The organism is Campylobacter concisus, assembly GCF_003048535.1.
GTDB classification, from domain to species: domain Bacteria; phylum Campylobacterota; class Campylobacteria; order Campylobacterales; family Campylobacteraceae; genus Campylobacter_A; species Campylobacter_A concisus_S.
The window spans coordinates 209,646-227,352 of record NZ_PIRQ01000001.1 but is presented as its reverse complement, the minus strand read 5'-3'; the positions used below and the strand labels follow the sequence as shown (position 1 = coordinate 227,352).

General features: G+C 35.2%; 17 protein-coding genes. 10 read left to right on the top strand and 7 right to left on the bottom strand.

Annotated features, from left to right (window positions below; genetic code table 11):
• Positions 1-2 precede the first annotated feature (2 nt).
• The 6 genes from CVS93_RS01190 to CVS93_RS01165 form a co-directional block, all read right to left on the bottom strand.
• Positions 3-869 (bottom strand): ATP phosphoribosyltransferase regulatory subunit, encoded by an 867-nt coding sequence (locus CVS93_RS01190; protein ID WP_107686245.1) that lies wholly within the window; start codon positions 867-869, stop codon positions 3-5.
• The gene (locus tag CVS93_RS01185) at positions 869-4,963 is read right to left on the bottom strand and encodes a diguanylate cyclase domain-containing protein (protein ID WP_107686244.1); all 4,095 of its coding nucleotides are present in this window, start codon (positions 4,961-4,963) and stop codon (positions 869-871) included. Before CVS93_RS01185 ends, CVS93_RS01190 begins: the two co-directional genes overlap by 1 nt.
• Positions 4,964-5,108: 145 nt before the next feature.
• On the bottom strand, positions 5,109-5,738 hold the full coding sequence (locus CVS93_RS01180) for an NAD(P)H-dependent oxidoreductase (RefSeq protein ID WP_103644336.1): 630 nt from the start codon (positions 5,736-5,738) through the stop codon (positions 5,109-5,111).
• A gap of 92 nt (positions 5,739-5,830) precedes the next feature.
• Positions 5,831-6,853, bottom strand: coding sequence for a selenide, water dikinase SelD (selD, locus tag CVS93_RS01175; protein WP_107686243.1), 1,023 nt, complete (start codon positions 6,851-6,853; stop codon positions 5,831-5,833).
• The gene (gene yedF / locus CVS93_RS01170) at positions 6,850-7,449 is read right to left on the bottom strand and encodes a sulfurtransferase-like selenium metabolism protein YedF (protein WP_084041655.1); all 600 of its coding nucleotides are present in this window, start codon (positions 7,447-7,449) and stop codon (positions 6,850-6,852) included. The genes selD and yedF overlap by 4 nt, the downstream gene beginning before the upstream one ends.
• A gap of 151 nt (positions 7,450-7,600) precedes the next feature.
• Complete coding sequence (locus CVS93_RS01165; RefSeq protein WP_107686242.1) at positions 7,601-8,548, bottom strand: formate dehydrogenase subunit gamma; 948 nt, start codon at positions 8,546-8,548, stop codon at positions 7,601-7,603.
• Positions 8,549-8,947: 399 nt separating this feature from the next.
• Here CVS93_RS01165 and CVS93_RS09895 point away from each other — a divergent pair, with 399 nt between their 5' ends.
• Both CVS93_RS09895 and CVS93_RS09890 read left to right on the top strand, forming a co-directional pair.
• Positions 8,948-9,331: a DJ-1/PfpI family protein gene (locus CVS93_RS09895; protein WP_234400064.1), complete on the top strand. Its 384-nt coding sequence runs from the start codon at positions 8,948-8,950 to the stop codon at positions 9,329-9,331.
• A gap of 32 nt (positions 9,332-9,363) precedes the next feature.
• Complete coding sequence (locus CVS93_RS09890) at positions 9,364-9,543, top strand: hypothetical protein (protein ID WP_234400063.1); 180 nt, start codon at positions 9,364-9,366, stop codon at positions 9,541-9,543.
• A 79-nt stretch (positions 9,544-9,622) separates the two neighbouring features.
• On the opposite strand, the gene nspC is transcribed toward CVS93_RS09890, so the two are convergent.
• Positions 9,623-10,762: a carboxynorspermidine decarboxylase gene (nspC, locus tag CVS93_RS01155; RefSeq protein ID WP_107686241.1), complete on the bottom strand. Its 1,140-nt coding sequence runs from the start codon at positions 10,760-10,762 to the stop codon at positions 9,623-9,625.
• An 83-nt stretch (positions 10,763-10,845) separates the two neighbouring features.
• On the opposite strand from nspC, the gene CVS93_RS01150 reads away from it, so the two are divergent.
• From CVS93_RS01150 to CVS93_RS01115, 8 genes are all read left to right on the top strand, one after another.
• Entirely contained in the window at positions 10,846-11,067 is a 222-nt protein-coding gene (locus CVS93_RS01150) for a MoaD/ThiS family protein (RefSeq protein WP_103583313.1), read from the top strand.
• Between the two features lies 1 nt (position 11,068).
• Positions 11,069-11,503, top strand: a complete 435-nt coding sequence (locus tag CVS93_RS01145) for a molybdopterin synthase catalytic subunit (protein ID WP_103583312.1) — start codon at positions 11,069-11,071, stop codon at positions 11,501-11,503.
• An 11-nt stretch (positions 11,504-11,514) separates the two neighbouring features.
• Positions 11,515-11,976, top strand: coding sequence for a molybdate transport repressor (locus CVS93_RS01140; protein ID WP_107686240.1), 462 nt, complete (start codon positions 11,515-11,517; stop codon positions 11,974-11,976).
• A 242-nt stretch (positions 11,977-12,218) separates the two neighbouring features.
• Positions 12,219-14,072 carry a TonB-dependent receptor domain-containing protein gene (locus CVS93_RS01135; protein ID WP_107686239.1) on the top strand — a complete coding sequence of 618 codons (1,854 nt, stop codon included), beginning with the start codon at positions 12,219-12,221 and terminating at the stop codon, positions 14,070-14,072.
• 11 nt (positions 14,073-14,083) lie between these two features.
• The gene (locus CVS93_RS01130; protein ID WP_107686238.1) at positions 14,084-15,049 is read left to right on the top strand and encodes an ABC transporter substrate-binding protein; all 966 of its coding nucleotides are present in this window, start codon (positions 14,084-14,086) and stop codon (positions 15,047-15,049) included.
• Positions 15,046-15,843 carry an ABC transporter permease gene (locus CVS93_RS01125; protein ID WP_054196111.1) on the top strand — a complete coding sequence of 266 codons (798 nt, stop codon included), beginning with the start codon at positions 15,046-15,048 and terminating at the stop codon, positions 15,841-15,843. The genes CVS93_RS01130 and CVS93_RS01125 overlap by 4 nt, the downstream gene beginning before the upstream one ends.
• Positions 15,843-16,532, top strand: coding sequence for an ABC transporter ATP-binding protein (locus tag CVS93_RS01120; RefSeq protein ID WP_107686237.1), 690 nt, complete (start codon positions 15,843-15,845; stop codon positions 16,530-16,532). Before CVS93_RS01125 ends, CVS93_RS01120 begins: the two co-directional genes overlap by 1 nt.
• The gene (locus CVS93_RS01115; RefSeq protein ID WP_107686338.1) at positions 16,525-17,631 is read left to right on the top strand and encodes an NnrS family protein; all 1,107 of its coding nucleotides are present in this window, start codon (positions 16,525-16,527) and stop codon (positions 17,629-17,631) included. The genes CVS93_RS01120 and CVS93_RS01115 overlap by 8 nt, the downstream gene beginning before the upstream one ends.
• Positions 17,632-17,707 lie beyond the last annotated feature (76 nt).

Below are 17,707 nucleotides of genomic sequence, written 5' to 3'. Positions count from 1 at the left end.
TCTTACTTCCTTAAATTAATTTTTTCTTCTATCAACGCGTCCGTATAAACAGCAAAACCACTATTTATTTTTCCGTCTATTTCGTAGCTGCCGCCACTTGCTATTATGCTGTTATTTCTTAAAAATCTAAAAAATAAACTATCGTAGTATCTCATTTTCGAGTAATATAGCGGAACTATTCTTAAATTTTTATATTCTAAAGCACTGGCTAAATTTCTCAAATTTTCAAGCGGTTCTTTTAGTTTGCTTGGAGAAATTTTAATCACTTCATCCAGTTCATCAACTGACTTTAAAAGAGCAAGAGCGCTTAGCCATGGAACATTTTGAGATAAAATTTTCTCCATTTGTCCATTTTCAAAAATTTCAATAGGCATGCTTAAAATTTCACAAACCACTCTTGGAATTTGTATATTGCTCACTTGCAAAAATGTATCCATTTTTAGCTCATTAAGAAGCTTTGCTACGATATTTATGCTTTTTAAAACATCATTTTCACCGATTAGCTCGGCTCCGATTTGATAAATTTCTTGGCTTGGATAGCGAAAGACCGGCTGGATATAAAACCATCTTTTTGATTCGTTTGCTTTTAGCCTTCTAAGCACGATCCTTACAGTATCTACCGTGCTATCGGCTCTTAGACTTATTTCGTGATTTAGGCTATCGCTAAAACGCAAAAGATTTGTCGCATCTACACTTAAATGCTGGTGATATGAGAAAAATGGCGTTACGATCTCGCTAAAGCCTTCATTTTCTAAAATTTCACTAGCTTTTTGCTCGATCTGCCTCTTTAGCTTTGCACTACTGGCAAAGTACAGCTTGCTTCCATTTGGGATTTCATGCTCATAAACATTTAAAGCATTTTCATTCATTATTTATTTGCTCCACTCAAATTTAGATCATTATCGCATAACAAAATTGCCTCATTAGCTAAATTTATTACGTTCTCTTTGTCTATTTTTACAAGGATCGTATCTAAAATTTCAGCTAATTTTTCATTTATTGTTCTGATATTATCTACTTGATTTGCTATTTCGATTTTTAATTTTTCGCTTACTTTTTCATCGCATTTAAGTAAATTTATCAAACGAATCATAAGCTCTTTTGCACCTACTATTTTGCAAAGCATATTGTAGTTCTCATCATCTTGAAAATTTCTTACATTTAGCGGAGATGATAGAGCAAATCTAAATTTGAGCACATCATCCAGGCTAAGCTCTGGCGCAAAAAGCCGTCCTTGAAATCTACTAAAGCCAAATCCAACAAAAATTTCAAGCATGCTTTTATCTTCTAAATTTTTTATCATGACATCAAAATTAAATGTATCTGATACATACTTTATCATGCGTATGGTCTTTAGTGCTTCTACTGAATCAAAAATCTGTTTGCAAAATCTTTTATCTATATTGAATCTGTTTGTTTTTAACATACCTAAAGCTTCTACCGAGCCTGAATAAGACGCAAAATCATCAAGCGAAAAGCTAACACCTAGCTCCTTATAAGCATCAATATATCTAACAACATCATCTAAATTTACGCCACTTGCAGAGTCAACGATATCTATGATTAGCCCATTAGCGTCTAGCTGCTCATCTTCTAAAAGCTTTTTAAATTTCTCAAAGAACTCAGAAGTCATTAGCTTTTTAATGCACAAATTTACTCTAACTTTTGCATTTATCCCCTCTTTTAGCCACACAGCCCTAGCTTTTAAAGCATCTTTTAGTGTAAATAATGCGATAGCAACAACTGCTTTTGAGCCTTTTGCAAGCGGTAAGAAGTCTGATGGCCTTAATATCTTATCGCCATTTTTCCATCTAATAAATGCCTCAAAGCTACTAACTTCCCCACTTTTTATATCAATCTCAGGCTGATAAAGCAAGAACATCTCGCCAGCATCGATAGCTTCAATGATCTTTGAGTCATCTCTATATTCATTTTTAAAGTATGTATCTTTTTTCGAATTAAATACATAATATTTATTTTTTCCATTAAGCTTTGCTTGATACATAGCCCAATCAGCTCTTTCAATTAGATCATCAACACTAAGTGCATCGCTACTTAAGCTAATACCAATACTTACGCTAAGTTTTTTTTCATCATCATCAATAGAAATTTTACTCTGACCCACTCTTAAGATGTTTTCAGCAGTTTCGTAAATCTCTCCCAAATTTTCATAAGGCATAGCACCTATAAACTCGTCTCCGCCTATTCTTGCAAATATTCCTTGTTTTGGAAAAATTTCATCTATTTTTTTTGAAATTTCTATTAGGATTTTATCGCCTACTTGATGTCCGTATCCGTCATTTATCGATTTAAAATTATCAAAATCAACATAAAAGGCTGCTACTTTTAAGCTTTTTTTCGCTTGTTTTAGCAGATTTTCTAGCTTATTAAAAAGTAAAAATCTATTTGGTAGTCCAGTCAGCGTATCATGATACGCGATAAATTCGAGATACTCTTTATTGTAGCAATCATCATTTGCGCTTGAAGCTAGTAATATATATCCCTCTTGATCGCCAAACGCGTTTAAAAGCTTACTTATGCTTATAACTTCGAGTCTATTTTTGCTTCGAACATCATGAATAAGACCTTGCCAAAAGCCAGTTATTTTAAGTGAATTTAAAATTTCATCTTTAATATCTTTTAGTCCGTTTTTAAAATTAATTATATCTTTTGAGTAAATTTTCTCTATAAAATTTTTATCTCTAGAAATGTTAAGCGTATCGAAAAAAGCGTCATTAGCATCTATGATCCTAAACTCATCATCAAGCATAATAATTTGCTCTTTTGCGTATGAGAAAATTTTTGCTAAAAGGTCTTGATAAGAAAAAAAGCTATTTTGCACACTAAGATCTTGCATTGTGCCCTTTATAACGCTTACTTCACCATCATAAAAAGCTACTGCTTTTGCTCTAATCCTTACATAAATAATCTCTTTATCAGCCCTATAAAAACGCACTTCGCCATCATATACTTCACCTTTTTTTATAAGGTCAAAAAAGTCCTTAAAGCTTACAAATTCATCTACAAATATAGTTTTTGCACGTTCAAAATTTATACTCATATCTCCATTTAATGCATATCCGAGCGACTTGGCGATAGCATTTGGGATATAAAGGGTGTCGCTTTTTTTATCCCATGAAAAGACAAGCGCTTGGCTTGCCCAAAGTATGCTTTGAAAATATTTTAATTCAGCATCATATTTTTCTTGCAACTTTGCTATATCACTTAAGTCATTAAAAAAGTAGATGATCTTTCGCTCTTTATCAGCACCATTATCTATAAATTTTACTTTTATCTTAAATGGTGTTTTGTTATTTTCATTTGTTTGCATATTGGCTACGAGATTGATTTCACTATTTTTACCGCCATTTTCAAAGAATTTTTTAGATTCATTAGAAACATTTACAGCAAACTCATCTAAACTTTCAGGACTTATTAGATTTTTTAAATTTATAAGCCTCTTATCTTGTGGGACTTTAAAGACACTATCGATATTTTGCGTACTTCTTACGATAGAAAATGGATCGCTACTTAATGCTTCTGCTATTACATTTGGCGATAAAAACGAATAATCATTTATTGCTTCGTTATCCTTTTTCGTAAATTTTCCATCGTCAAGCTCGTGTATAAGCATAAAATTTAGCCTAGAATCCCTTAGTTCGATCTGCGACTCTTGCAAAAATCCCTCTTTAGTACCGCCATCTTTTGTTTTTAGCTTGATTTTAAAACTCATATCGCTATTTTGAGCATCTTGTTTCATTTGCATAAACAATGCAAAATCGTCATCTATTAAATCATTTAAATTTAGCTCTATAATCTCATCTTTTGTGTAGCCAACAGAAGATAAAAATGCATTACTAGCATCAATAATATCGCCGCTATAAGCATCATAAACTACTATTTTCAAAAAGCTTTGCTCAAAAATATAGCCAAATCTACTTTTGTATTCTTCTAGTCCATCAGTTGCTTTTTTGGCTTCTATCTTTAGCTTGTTTATTCCATTTTTTATATCTTCAAATTCTGTTACATTAAGGCTTCGTCTTATCTCATATTCATTGCCATCTAAAGTATCTCTTACCTCTTTTAAAGCTGGCATTATTCTATTTTTTATAAATTTCACATCTCTAACCCATAAAATCAAAGAAGATATAAAACAAAAGATCGATAGCCAAAATAACACAAACTGCATAAAGATATGAAAATGCTTCGTTGAAGCGGTAATAACAAAAATTTTATACTCTGGCATATAGCTTATGAGATAAAAGCTCATATGGCTTAAAGAAAATATTATTTTATCCTCTTTAAACTCGTCGCCAAGACTCACATAAGGCAAAAACATCGATTCATCAAATTTTTTATAAAACTCATCTCTTGATAAATTTCCATATTTATCTACCAGATAAGCATAAGTTTTGCTTTTCTCATCGTAATCTACAGTAGCGTAGCTTTGCAAAAATTTTATATCAATTTGAACTAAAATGCTGCCTCCATTTTTTAGTCCATAAGATGCATAAATATCTCTAAAACGATTATTTTTATAGACACGATCTGATACTGTAAATTTCCCAGCATCTGCCTCGTTTAAACTAAGCCAAGATAAATCCTTTTCGGCTATGTCATCAGCACCTAAAAATCTCTTTGAATAGAGCAAATTTCTATTTTTATCAAAAACATAAAAAGCTATATAAAGATCGTTTTTTGTTGAATTTTTATCAAATAGCATATCGCTAAGACTTGCTTCAACCATTTTTGATTTTAAAAATAGATCGTTTTTTATTATAAAAAAGCTATTTGAGATTGATGATTTTATATTTGAATTAGTTGAGCTAAGATCATACTTTATATCGTTCGTACCAGCACAAACTACAAATAATGCTAAAAATATAAATGAGAGTAAAAGTAAAATAGACTTTGTATAAAACATTTTTACTATTTGAAGGCTGGTTTTTTGTTTCTCAAGCACGATAGACACCTCGTTAGTTTAGGTTTTGGCTCTGATTTTATCCCATTTTTACTTGATTTGGGTTTATAAAGGTAAGTATTTATTTAGAATTTATTGGTTTTTTAAAATTGAGCCAAAAATTTATTTAAAATTTGGCTCAAATATCTTAATAGATCCAAGTAACGATATCAGAAATTTCTCTGCGAAGTTTTTTTGGTTGTGGATTTAGGCGGTAGCCAAATGGCACCATGATGGCCACTCTTTGAAAGCTCTCATCAAGCCCCAAAAGTTCATTTAAAGCATGTCTATCAAAGCCTTCTATCGGGCAACTATCAATGCCCAAACTTGCAGCTGCATTCATCATATTTGTGGCAATTATCATGCACTGCTCATGTGACCACTGAAATGTTAGCTCATCATCATTTTTAAAATTTGCTAGCAAAAAGTCATGATAAAATTTTTGCCTTGCAGCAATGGCTTCAGGATCTTTATTGGTATTTCTAGCGATCATTTTATTAACGTATGTGCTTCCAAATTTCACCTCTTTGATCTTAGCTAAAACGACAACTAAATGCGAGCAAGATGTGATTTGCGCTTGATTCCATGAAAGAGCTTTTATTTTTTCTCTAAGCTCTTTATTTTGAACGACTAAGATATCCCACTGCTCAAGACCGGTTGAGCTGGGACTTAACCTACCAGCCTCTAGTATAAAATCAAACTCTCCAGCACCGATCTTTTTGTTCTCATCAAAAATTTTGCACGCGTGACGAAATTTTAAAATTTCAAGATAATTCATCATCTCTCCTTTGTAGTTTTTGAAATTATAGAATGGTTAAGTAAATTAAAAGATTTCACTAACGCAATGGATAGCATGCTATTTTTAAAAATTTATCTTAAAAATATACCAAACTCGCTCTTTGACACCGCGGAGCCAACAATAGCTGAACTTTCATAGCCTACTTCTTTTAAGCGTTTTACTGCAAGCATCGCGTCCTTTTCACCAACTGCGAGCAAAAGCCCACCTGAAGTTTGTGCGTCAAATAGCAAAATATCAGCTTCTTTGTCTACAAAATGCTTTGCAAATTCGCGGTTTTTATAGCTTCCCTCTGGAATTATGCCCATATCTGCAAATTCCTTTGCACTTGCAATGATTGGCACGTTTTTTTCATAAATTTCAAAACTAATCTTTTCATTTAACATTTCGCTTAAATGCCCCAAAAAGCCAAATCCAGTCACATCAGTGGCACCGTAGACTTTGATGCCATCAAGTGCCTTTAATGCATAAAAATTTAGCTGTGCCATGATAGTTGCAGCCTCTTTTATCTGCTCCATGCTTAATAAATCAGCCTTTATTGCTGTGCTTAAAATGCCGCTTCCAAGGGACTTTGTAAGTATCAAAACATTGCCATTTATGGCTGTATTATTTGCCCAAAATTTATCAGGATGCACCCTTCCAGTGACGCTAAGCCCATAATACATCTGCTGTGTCTCAATCGTATGCCCGCCAACGATTATACCGCCACACTCTTTTACTTTATCGGCTCCACCTTGTAAAATTTCGCCTAAAATTTCAGGCGCCAAGTTACAACTATCAAAGCCTACGATATTTAGAGCATTTATCACCTCACCACCCATTGCAAAGACGTCGCTTAGGCTATTTGCAGCAGCGATTTGACCGTAGATAAATGGATCATTTACCACAGGCGTTATAAAGTCAAGCGTTTGAACAAGTGCAAGATCACTTGAAATTTTAAAGACACTCGCATCCTCATTAGAATTGGTGCTTGAGAGCAGATTTGGATGAGATAAATTTAAACTACTAATCGTTTTGTTTAGACCCGACGGGTCAAGCTTAGCAGCTCAACCAGCGGCTCTAACGAACTGCGTAAGCTTTTTGTCGTAATAGATCATAATTTGATTTGCTCGTGAGTTGAGAGTATGTCGATGATCTCATAAGCATTTGAAATTTCGCCAATCGCAAGATCACTTACTAGCTTATAAGCCTCCAAGCAGCTTCCGCAGCTTAAAATTTTAACACCAGCAGCTTCAAGATCTTTAAGCGGCTTAAAGCTTGGGTGTGAGCGGTTTGTAGTCATCTTTACAGCGTTATTTACGCAGATTATTATCTTTGGCTTTTTCTCAACTTGAAGAAATGCTCCTAGGAATTTTGATAGTAAATTTATTCCCACTTCGCCACTTCCTGCGCGCTCTTCATTTAGATAGAGTACTTTATTATTTTTTGGTGTTATGTCGCAGACAAACTCATCAAAATTTGTAAGCTCAAGAGCATTTTTACCTTTTGTAGCTAAAATTTTAGTCTCGTTGCCATTGCTTTCTAGGCTAAAGTTTATATTTTGATTTTTTAAAAATCTTGAAATATTTTCTTTTGGGGCTAGTGCATTTACCAAAATTTCTAAGCTTTCGCCTTCACTTAAACTATCAAGTGCATTTTTTGTCATTATGACTGGTTTTGGACATTCTAAATTTCTACAATCAATTGTTGTCATGATTTTTCCTTTTGCAATTAGTATTTCAAACCTTGAAACTAGTTTGGATTATAGCCAAAAAAATATTAATTATTTTAAAAATTTTAATGTATAAATTTGAGATAAAAGAGAGCTTTGACCCCGCTTACTAGCAAGGTCAAAGTAAATTTAATTATTTTAAATTTGTATAAGACTTTTCATAATCAGATACTGGAATTTTATTCTCTCTAACAAGCTCTTGATACCAGTAGTGATGAAGAACATAAACTTCTTCTTCCTCTTTGTATCCAGTGACCATCGACCAGATCGCACCGTGGATAGCGATAGCAGCCATATAGATATGAACTAGGAAAAATACCGCACAGACTATACCGAGGCAGTTGTGTATAACTACGCTATATCTTAAAAGGTCGATCTGTGTTATGCCAAGCCATGTAGCAACTGCTGGCTCTTTGAAGTCTAAGAAATACATAATCGCACCAGTGATGATCATCACGATACCACCAGGAATAGCGATCCAATACCATGCTTTTTGACCAGCGTTAAATTTACCAGCAGGGACTGGTTTTTTCTTCTTTGATAGATAGCCACCAACTATCATCATCCATCTTATGTCATAAACAGCTGGAAGCATTCTGATAGTCCAAGCAAATAGCATAGGAAGCACAGAAATAGCAAATATAATAGTCGCTATATCGTGCAAGTATCTACAGAAACGCACAAATGTGCCACCACCAAGCTCTGCACCCCACATGATGATGATGCCAGTTGGCACTAAGATGATCCAAGAGATCGCAGCTAAGCCGTGAGCTATACGTTCGATCAGTGAAAACGCAAATACTTTTTTGCCATCGTGACTAAAGTGTTTTGGTCCGATGATCAAGAAGTGTAGCACGAACGCGCCGATAACAGCTAAAATGATAGAAAGTGCAGCTATCGCGAAGTAGTCGTTGCCTTGTATAAAAGTAAATATCGGGCCCCAGCCATGCTCATAAGGCTTGATATTTTCTATCCTCTGTGCTGCCCAAATAGTGCTGTCAAATTGATTGACACCAGTTGGTCCTTCAATGGCCATTGCCGCAACGGACAATGTAAAAAGTAGAGTAAGAATTCTCGTCATTTTATTCCTTTATTTGCTAAAGCTTAAATGATTTAAGCTTTGGTTAAATATGCTAAAATCACACAGCTATGCCGTTTTGTGGCTATTATATCAGAGCTAATCACAAGCAAACCTTAGCAAAAAAGATTACTAAAATTTTTATAAAAAATATTTAAGTTTTGTTAATTTTGATAAACGCTGATATAAATTTTGAGCAGTAAAAATCTCAATTTTTTACCTAAAAACGTGGTTAAATTCAAAGTTTAGAAATGGTACTAGATAAATTTGAATATTTTTATCAAAAAGCTAATGCTTTATAAATTTAGCTTTTTAACTCAAAATACCTTATTAAATTTATATTTTCTAAAAATTGAATTAAAATATCAAAAGCATTTTAGATCTCTATTAAAAGGCGAAGCAATGGACATTTACGCTCTTATCTTTGATAACTACAAGGTGCTTGATCTTATGGGGCCGGTAGAGTTTTTAGCAAGGGTGCCTGAAATTAACATTAATTATGTCTCGTTTGATGGTGGGATGAAAAGAAGCAAGCAAGGCTTTTTGATAAAAACAAAAAAACTTAACAAGATGCCAAAAGAGAGCATTTTGCTACTCCCTGGAGGTCAAGGCACAAGGACGCTTGTAAATGAGAACGAATTTATCTTAAAACTTAAAGAGTGCGTTTTGGTATCTCAAATTTGCCTAAGTGTATGCACTGGCTCGGCTCTCATCGCTCGCACAGGAGAGCTTGACGGCTTAAGGGCTACCTCAAATAAAAAATCACTTGGGTCGATAAAAGGATAAGGCGAGGCAGTAGAGTAACAAGAGTATGCCAAGTGATAAAAGATGATAAATTTTACGCGGCTTCAGGCGTGGCTGCTGGCATGGATATGACTCTTGGCTTTATAAGTGATCATTTCGCTAAAGAATCAGCTCAAAGTATCGCAAATGAAACCGAATACAACTGGCAAAAGAGTGCAAAGATAGATAAATTTGCCAAATTTTATGGATACTGATTCTGTAAAAATTTTATAGGCATAAATACAAATGAGCTTTTAGTATTGAGCAGCCAAAAGCTAACCACAACACCAGCTATTAGTTTCTACGCCTATACTCTTCGTAGTCTAGCTCTCTAATCATCTTTATCTCGCCATTTTCTTTTAAAAGCAGTAGATCAGGCAGTTTTATGCCGTTAAATGTCGTGTTTTTCACGATAGTGTAGTGAATTTGGTCTTCAAAGATGACTCGGTCGCCGATTTTTAGCTCGCTATCAAATTTATACTCCGCATCGCCCGTTTCAAGCCCTACTATATCGCCAGCTAGGCAGGTATTACCGCCAAATCTATAAGTAAATTTACCATTTTCACTCTCACCTCTAACGGCTGGTCGGTAAGGCATGAGCACAGTATCAGGCATATGCGCCTCGGCTGATGTGTCAAGGATAGCGATATCTTTCTCGTTATGCACGATGTCAAGCACGCTACTTATCAAAAAGCCAGTCTGCCAGCCCACGGCCTCACCAGGCTCCAGATAGACCTCCACGCCATATTTCTCGCGAAAGCGTCTAATGATATTTATAAGCAGCTCCACATCGTAATCAGCCCTCGTAATGTGGTGGCCGCCGCCCATATTTATCCACTTCATCCTTGGGATAAACTCGCCAAATTTCTCTTCAAATGCCTCTAACACGGTTTGTAAGCTACTCGCACTCTCCTCGCAAAGTGCGTGAAAATGAAACCCACTAATGCCATCAAGAAGCTCTGGCTTAAAATTTTCTCTTGTAATGCCAAGCCTGCTAAATTTACCGCATGGATTATAGCTGTCAGTTGGGGCTAGCGAGACCTCTGGATTTACGCGCAGGCCACAGATGATACCATTTTCTAGGGCAATACCCTTAAATTTTTGCCACTGCGCAAAAGAGTTAAATGTAATGTGTTTTGAAATTTTTAAAATTTCATCAAAATCCTCATCCTTAAAGGCTGGACTATAAGTATGAATCTCGCCTTTTACGTATTCGTTTGCAAATTTTGCTTCATGAAGCCCACTACAAGTCGCACCGTCAAGATAAGAGCCCACCATATCCATCACACCGCTAAATGCAAAGCCCTTAAGTGCTACTAAAATTTTAGCTCCGCTTTGCTCTTTTACGTACCTTAAAAGCTCTAGATTTTTACGTACTTTTGCCTCTTCACATACGTAGGCTGGGGTTTTTATATTTTTTAAAATTTCGTTCATTTTTTCTCGCTTTTTAAATTTTTAAATAAGTATATCTAAATTTATTTTTAAGTAAAATCAGCAAAAATCTCAAAGGATAAAACGTGATAGAGATCGAATTTCTTGGGCCTATCGGGCTTGAAAATATAAAAGTAGAGGCAAAAAATTTAGGTGATGTAAAAGCGGCTTTGAGCAAAAAAGAAGAACTTAAAAAATGGCTAAATATCTGTGCGGTTGCCGTAAATGACGAGATCGTAAGTGATATAAATTTTGCTCTTAAATCAGGCGATAAAATTTCTATATTGCCACCAGTTTGTGGAGGCTAAGATGCAAATTTATGACGGAAGCTTGGATGTTCAAAGCATCACAAACGAGTGGTATGAACGCTTTAAGGATAAAAACTGCGGTGCACTCATCACTTTTGTTGGGATCGTAAGAGAGGAAGGTGGCATTTCGGCGCTTAGCTTTGATATCTATGAGCCGATCCTTAAAAAATGGCTTGATGCTTGGGAGGAGCGGGCAAAAAAAGAAAATGCCTACGTACTCTTTGCTCACTCAAAAGGCGATGTAGCTGTGCATATGAGCTCTTATGTAGCAGGCATTGTGAGCCCTCAAAGAAAGGTCGCGCTAAGGCTTATAAACGAGTTTGTCGAGGACTTTAAGGCAAATGCGCCGATCTGGAAATATGACGTGATAAATGGCAAGAGAATTTATGCAAAAGAGCGCAGCCAAGCGATAAATGGTGCTGGAATTTTAGCTTAAAAGGAAAAATGATGATAACAAAAGAGATTAAAAAAGATGTTTTTTGGGCGCTAGCCTTTGGGCTTGGGCTTTTTGCCTTTAGCATCGTTGGCTACTTTTATCTAGCTCTTGGCACAGCGTCTCTCTTTGGCATCATCATTGGCGCTCTCTCAGCGTTCTTTTGTGTTAGAAAAATTTTTCAAAACAACTTTTTACGTATTGAAGATGATGGATTTATTATCACAAAAGGCTCAAAAAGCATAAAATTTTACTTTAAGGATATCTACGAAATCGCCATTAAAAGCTTTGGCGATAAGAAAAAAGTTGAAACTTTGAGCATAAAATTTAAGAAAAACCGTCTTGATAGAGATGCTTGCTTTGGATTAGTGCAACCACTAGGTGATGATTTGATCATCATTTTTGACAAATATGAACTCTCAAAATTTACCATTTCAAAAGAACTAAGAGACAGGCTTAATAATTTTAGAGCATAATTAAATCAACCTATGATCTAAAAATTTTTATATAACAATTATCAAAATTTTATACATTTTTTCACATTAAATTTACACCATTTAGCTACTCTTGCAAAAATAAAATCAAGCATTTTATCTACAATAAGCTCGCAATTATGGATTAAAAATTTAAAAGATGACTTACATCAACTTTTATAAAGGGTTTTACTACTACAATTCTGATAAAAGAAATCATAATTATATCTTTAAAAGGAGTTTACATGAGGCCCATTTTAAGCCTAGCAGTTTTTTCATCACTGCTTCTAGCAAATGAAGCAAATTTAGACATTATAAAGCCTATTAGAGAATTTGCTCCGCCACCAGTCATCACGCCAAATGTTGCGCAAAGTGCCTTTGTCGAAAATCAATTTGACCGCACTCAAAGAGGCGAATATCCATTTGTTACAAATTTACTTGATAACTCAACTGATATATTTCATATCTCAACTGGAATGTATGGCAAAAGTTTTTACAATTCATCGCTTTTTAAATATCGTGGCGCAAATTTTTACACCATTTTAAATGCAAATTTCACCAAAGCAAATAATTATAAAGATGGAAGTGGCAAAAGATGGGACTATGGCTACAATAGGCAAGGTCAAAGCGCTATCTTAGGCTTCGTGCCAAATGATCTTAGCGAGCTTAGACTTACGTTTTTAAGGGATAATATCGATAAAGACAAGCAGCCAGAGCACGTGATGGATGCCTTTAAAACGACAAGAAAAGTTGGCAAGCTAAATATTAGATTAGGCGAAGAAGATCTTTCAAATACGCTAAATTTTGAATTTATCCTAAAAAAGGTTGAGCGAAAAGCTGATAATTTTCATCTAAGAGATGCTACTCCAAATGTAAAAGTGGATTTAAAGAGAAATATATTTGAGGCAAATTTAAAATATGACGCTGACTTTGCAAGCTTTCACAATCAGATAGGCGCTGGCTTTGAAAAAGATAAACATGACGGCAAAAGATACATAAAGCAAGGCAACAACTGGGTCTTTAACGGATACAGATTTGCTGATGTCAGAAATGATAAATTTATGCTCTTTGATACACTTGCTTATAAATTTAATGATTCAAACGAAGCCTCTCTTGCCTTAAAATATGAAGATCAAAAAAGCAAGCTTAACGGACTTGATACTAAATATTTTGCACCAAATTCAGCCATTAGCACGACTCGCGGACTACTTCGTCAAATTTATGGTGAGGATGTAAGCGATAAGATCAAAAAAGACGCTTTTAGCGCAAGCCTAAAATATAAATTTACACCAAACGACAAGGATAGCTACTTTGCAAAACTTGAGAGTTTATCTCGCTTGCCAAGCAACATGGAGCGTTTCAATGCGCTTTACGGACAAAATGATTCTGGCTGGATAGCAAATCCGAATTTAGAGCCAGAAAGACACAACAGAGCGGTTCTTGGCTTTAAATTTGGTAGTCAGTTTTACAAAGAATACCTAAACTCTTTGCAAAACAAAGATGCATTTGGGTTTAGTGGGCATTTCATAGCTGATAGAGTTAAAAATTTGATTATTTTTGATAGACGTCACTCAAAAGCTGCCATGCCTCTAATAAACAAAAATGCCGTCATCTCAAGAAACGTTGATGCAACGCTTTATAGTGTAAATTTCAATACAGAGTATAGCTTTGCAAGGCACTTTGGCTTAAAAAGCTCACTTTACTACAACTACGGACAAAACAAAACCGATGGTAGGCCGCTTTATCAAATAAGGCCTTTTGAAGCAAATTTTGCATTTGACTACAAAGACTATGCAAGCTTTGGCAGCTATAATCTTGGCACCGCACTAAGGCTAGTTTCAAAGCAAACTAGAGGCGATTTTAGCAAGCAAAATGGTCTAGGTATCGATAAAAAAGAGGCCGCAAAAGGATTTGGTTTGCTTGATCTTTATGGTGGCATAGAGTTTAAAAACAAAGTTGGCATAAGATTTGGCGTAGCAAATTTATTTGATAAAGATTATGCAGAATTTATCAGTGGTGATCACGTAGCAGCACTTGATCCGGTAGTCGTTCATGCCCCTGGCAGGACATTTTTCATTAGCTTTCACAGCAGTTTTTAAAGGAGAAAAAGATGTTAGATAGAAGAAAATTTTTAGGACTTAGCACAGCTTTAGGCGTTAGCGCATTTGCACCAAATTTATTTGCAAAAGAGAGCTTTAATATGTGGGGTGCCCCAGCAATCCCAAGCGTCATAATGGCAGTTGCTGCGCTGCAAGGGGAGTTAAATAAAACTTATGATGTAAGCCTAAATATCTGGAAAACACCAGATCAGCTTCGTGCGGGCGTAGCTAGCGGAGACATTAAGGTTACGATGTCACCATCAAACGTAGCTGCAAATTTAAGAAATCAAGGGCTTGATTTTGCTATGTTAAATTTACTGACTCTTGGCGTAATGAACGCTATGGTTAAGGATGAAAAGATTAAAAATTTAGAAGATTTTGTAGGCAAAAAGCTAGTCATGCCATTTCGAGGTGATATGCCTGATCTTGTCCTAAGGGCACTTTGCAAGAAGCGAGGTATAGACGTTAGCAAGATAGATATCACTTATACAGCAACGCCACCTGAGGCTCTGCTTTTATTTTTACAAAAAGATTTTGATATTTTAATAGTTCCGCAACCTCTTGGCGAAGCGACTATTTTGCGCGGTAAAAAAGCAGGCGTTAGCGTGCATTATTCAGTTGATTTTCCAAAAATTTGGGGCGAGAGCTTTGGTACAAAACCGATAATCCCAATGGCTGGCATTATCGTAGAAAGAGGCTTTTACGAGAAAAACTTAAGTCTATTTGACACGCTTCATAGTGACCTTAAAAATGCACTTTCATGGATACTTGAGAACAAACAAAGTGCAGCAAAGATAGGCTCAAACTACTTGCCAGCTCCAGAAGTAGCACTTGCAAATGCATTTGACAAGGCAAATCTAACAGTAACAAAAGCAAATGAACTACAAAATGAGATCATGGCATTTTTTGAAGAAATTTATCAGTTTAATCCAAAATTTCTAGGCGGCAAGATGCCAGATAAAGGTCTATTTTTATGATACTAATTGATGGCATCAAAAAAGATCGCTCAAGCTTTTTAAAAATAATTGACTATTTTTGGGGCGGATTTAGCGGATTTGCCGTAGTTTTTTTGATCTTAGCCATTTGGCAAGTGGGAAGCGAGTTTAGCTCCCCACTCCTACTTCCACCACCAAAAGATGTATTTTTAAAAGCCTGTGAAATTTTAAAAGATTATAAAAACAGCGAGATAAACATAACACTTTGTAGATCACTGATCGGAGTTTGCTCGGCAACATTTTTTGGTATATTTTTAGGACTAATAGCAGGTAGCTTTAAAAGTTTTGCAGCGTTTTTAAAGCCTGTTATCACCTTGCTTTTGTCAATGCCACCGATTATTTGGATAGTACTTGCTATTTTTTGGTTTGGATTTGGAAATTTTAGCACCGTTTTTACTATCTTTATAACCGTTTTACCGCTTACTTTTGCAAGCTCAGCAGTTGCTATGAGCAGTGTAGACGAGGAGCTAAAAGAGATGTTTGACGCTTATAATCTAGGAATTTTAAAAAAGATAAGACACCTTTACATCCCGCATCTTACGAGCTACATAATAAGCTCTATTAGCGTAGCTGTCGCAATGGGCGTAAAGATAGTCATAATGGCTGAGCTACTGGGCGCAAATAACGGCATGGGAGCAAAGATAGCAAATGCAAGGGCGATGCTTGAAACAACCGAGGTAATGGCGTATGTTCTTTTAAGCATCACTCTTATCATGCTTTTTGAATACCTCATCATCGAGCCCTTAAAAATAGCTCTGATGCCTTGGAGAAGATGATGCTTGAGCTTAAAAATGTAGAGTATGAAATTTTAAGAGATAAGGTCGTAAGAAATTTTAGCCTAAATGTAAAAAGTGGCGAAGTGGTGACGCTTTTTGGACCATCAGGATGTGGCAAGACAACGATACTTAGGCTTATTAGCGGACTAAATGAGCCTAGAAAAGGAAAAATTTTTAATAGCTTTAAAAAGACTACATATTTTTTTCAAGAAAATCGCCTACTAACATGGAAAAATGCTCTTGAAAATGTGCTTTTAGTTATGGATAAACCGGACATTAACGCTGTTTTAGAGCTTTTTAAAAAGGTTGGACTAAGTCAAAAGGATACTTTAAAATACCCAAGTGAGCTAAGCGGCGGCATGAGACAAAGGGTAGCTTTCGTAAGAGCAGTCGTGACAAAGCCTGATCTACTTTTGATGGATGAGCCTTTTTCTGGGCTTGATTATGATATGAAAGAAATTTTAATTGAGATTATTGGCCAAAGAGTAAGCGAAGGTATGAGCGTAGTTCTCGTCACGCACGATAGAATGGAAGCTGTGAAGATGTCAAATAGAATTTATTTCCTATCAAGTAAAGGCGCAGTCATACAAAGAGAACTTGAAATAGACAAAGATTTCAAAGAGCGCGATTTTACGTTTATTAGCAAGATGATAGATGAAAATTTCAAAGGGCAAATTTATTATGATTAATAACTTTTTTACTCATCCTATGAGAATATTTTTCTTAATGAGTGCCGCCTGTGCGGTGCTTGGTGCTAGTGTCTTTTTTACTCCAACTGATTTTGTGAGTTTGCATAAATTTATATTTTTGCAACTTTTTTTAGCGCTTGCTTATGCTGGATTTTTGCTAACTGGACTAACTGATTGGACAAATTTTCAAGCATCTCTAAAAATACACGCCTATATATTATTTTCACTCTTTTTTACAAGCTTTATCTTGGCATTTTTTAGCCTATTTTTAGCACACTGCTTTATCGCTCTTTTTTGGCTTTACTTGGTTTTGCTTTGCCTTTATATGATCTGGCAGGATAAAAACGATGATCAATTTGGCGTACTTGGCTTTTTGTTTGGCATTTTAGGCTTTGAAATTTATTATTTAATAAGTGGCAATGAAAAATTTCTAAATTTACAAGTCTTTATCCACGTAATCGCTATTTTACTCATCTCTTACCGCGTTAGTGTCGTACTTGGGAAAGAAGCACTAAAAAGAGAAAAAGGCATGGATGAAGCTGTTTTTGTGCCAAATTTTATCTATAAAAATATCGCTATCTGCTGCGTTTGTGCTTTTTTGCTTTTAAATATATTTTTTGAAGCAAGCATGGGTGTCTATTATGCTGCGATAGCTTGTGGAAGTGCGGTACTTGCAAAGCTTAAAGAATGGCACTATAAAGAGCTTTTTAGGCATAGTTTTGTGCTTTTATACTATTTTATGCAACTATTTTTAGCGATTGGGTTTTTAGGTATCGGCTTTAGCGGCATTTTTGAACTCCATCTTGAGACAAATTTTATGCATCTAATAGCGATAAATACGGTAATTTTTAGCGTGATGCTTATATTTAATGTCGCAGGACTTCGTCACAGCGGACAAGAGCTTGAGTTTTTACGCCTTAGTAAAATTGCTTTTATTTTAGTTCTTTTAGCTGGCGTTAGTAGAGGAATTTTGGCTTATTTTTGGAGTGGCTTTTACATTCATTTACCAGCAACACTCATAGCAATTGCTTTTGTTTTTTGGCTCATAAATTTTTATGTGATCTTTAGGGATAACGATTTTAGCGATGATCCAGAGTAAAAAGATATTAAAAATTTATTCATTAATTAAAAAGAGTTTTTAAGTCTTTTTTGAAGTAAGTGGATATATAATTTGC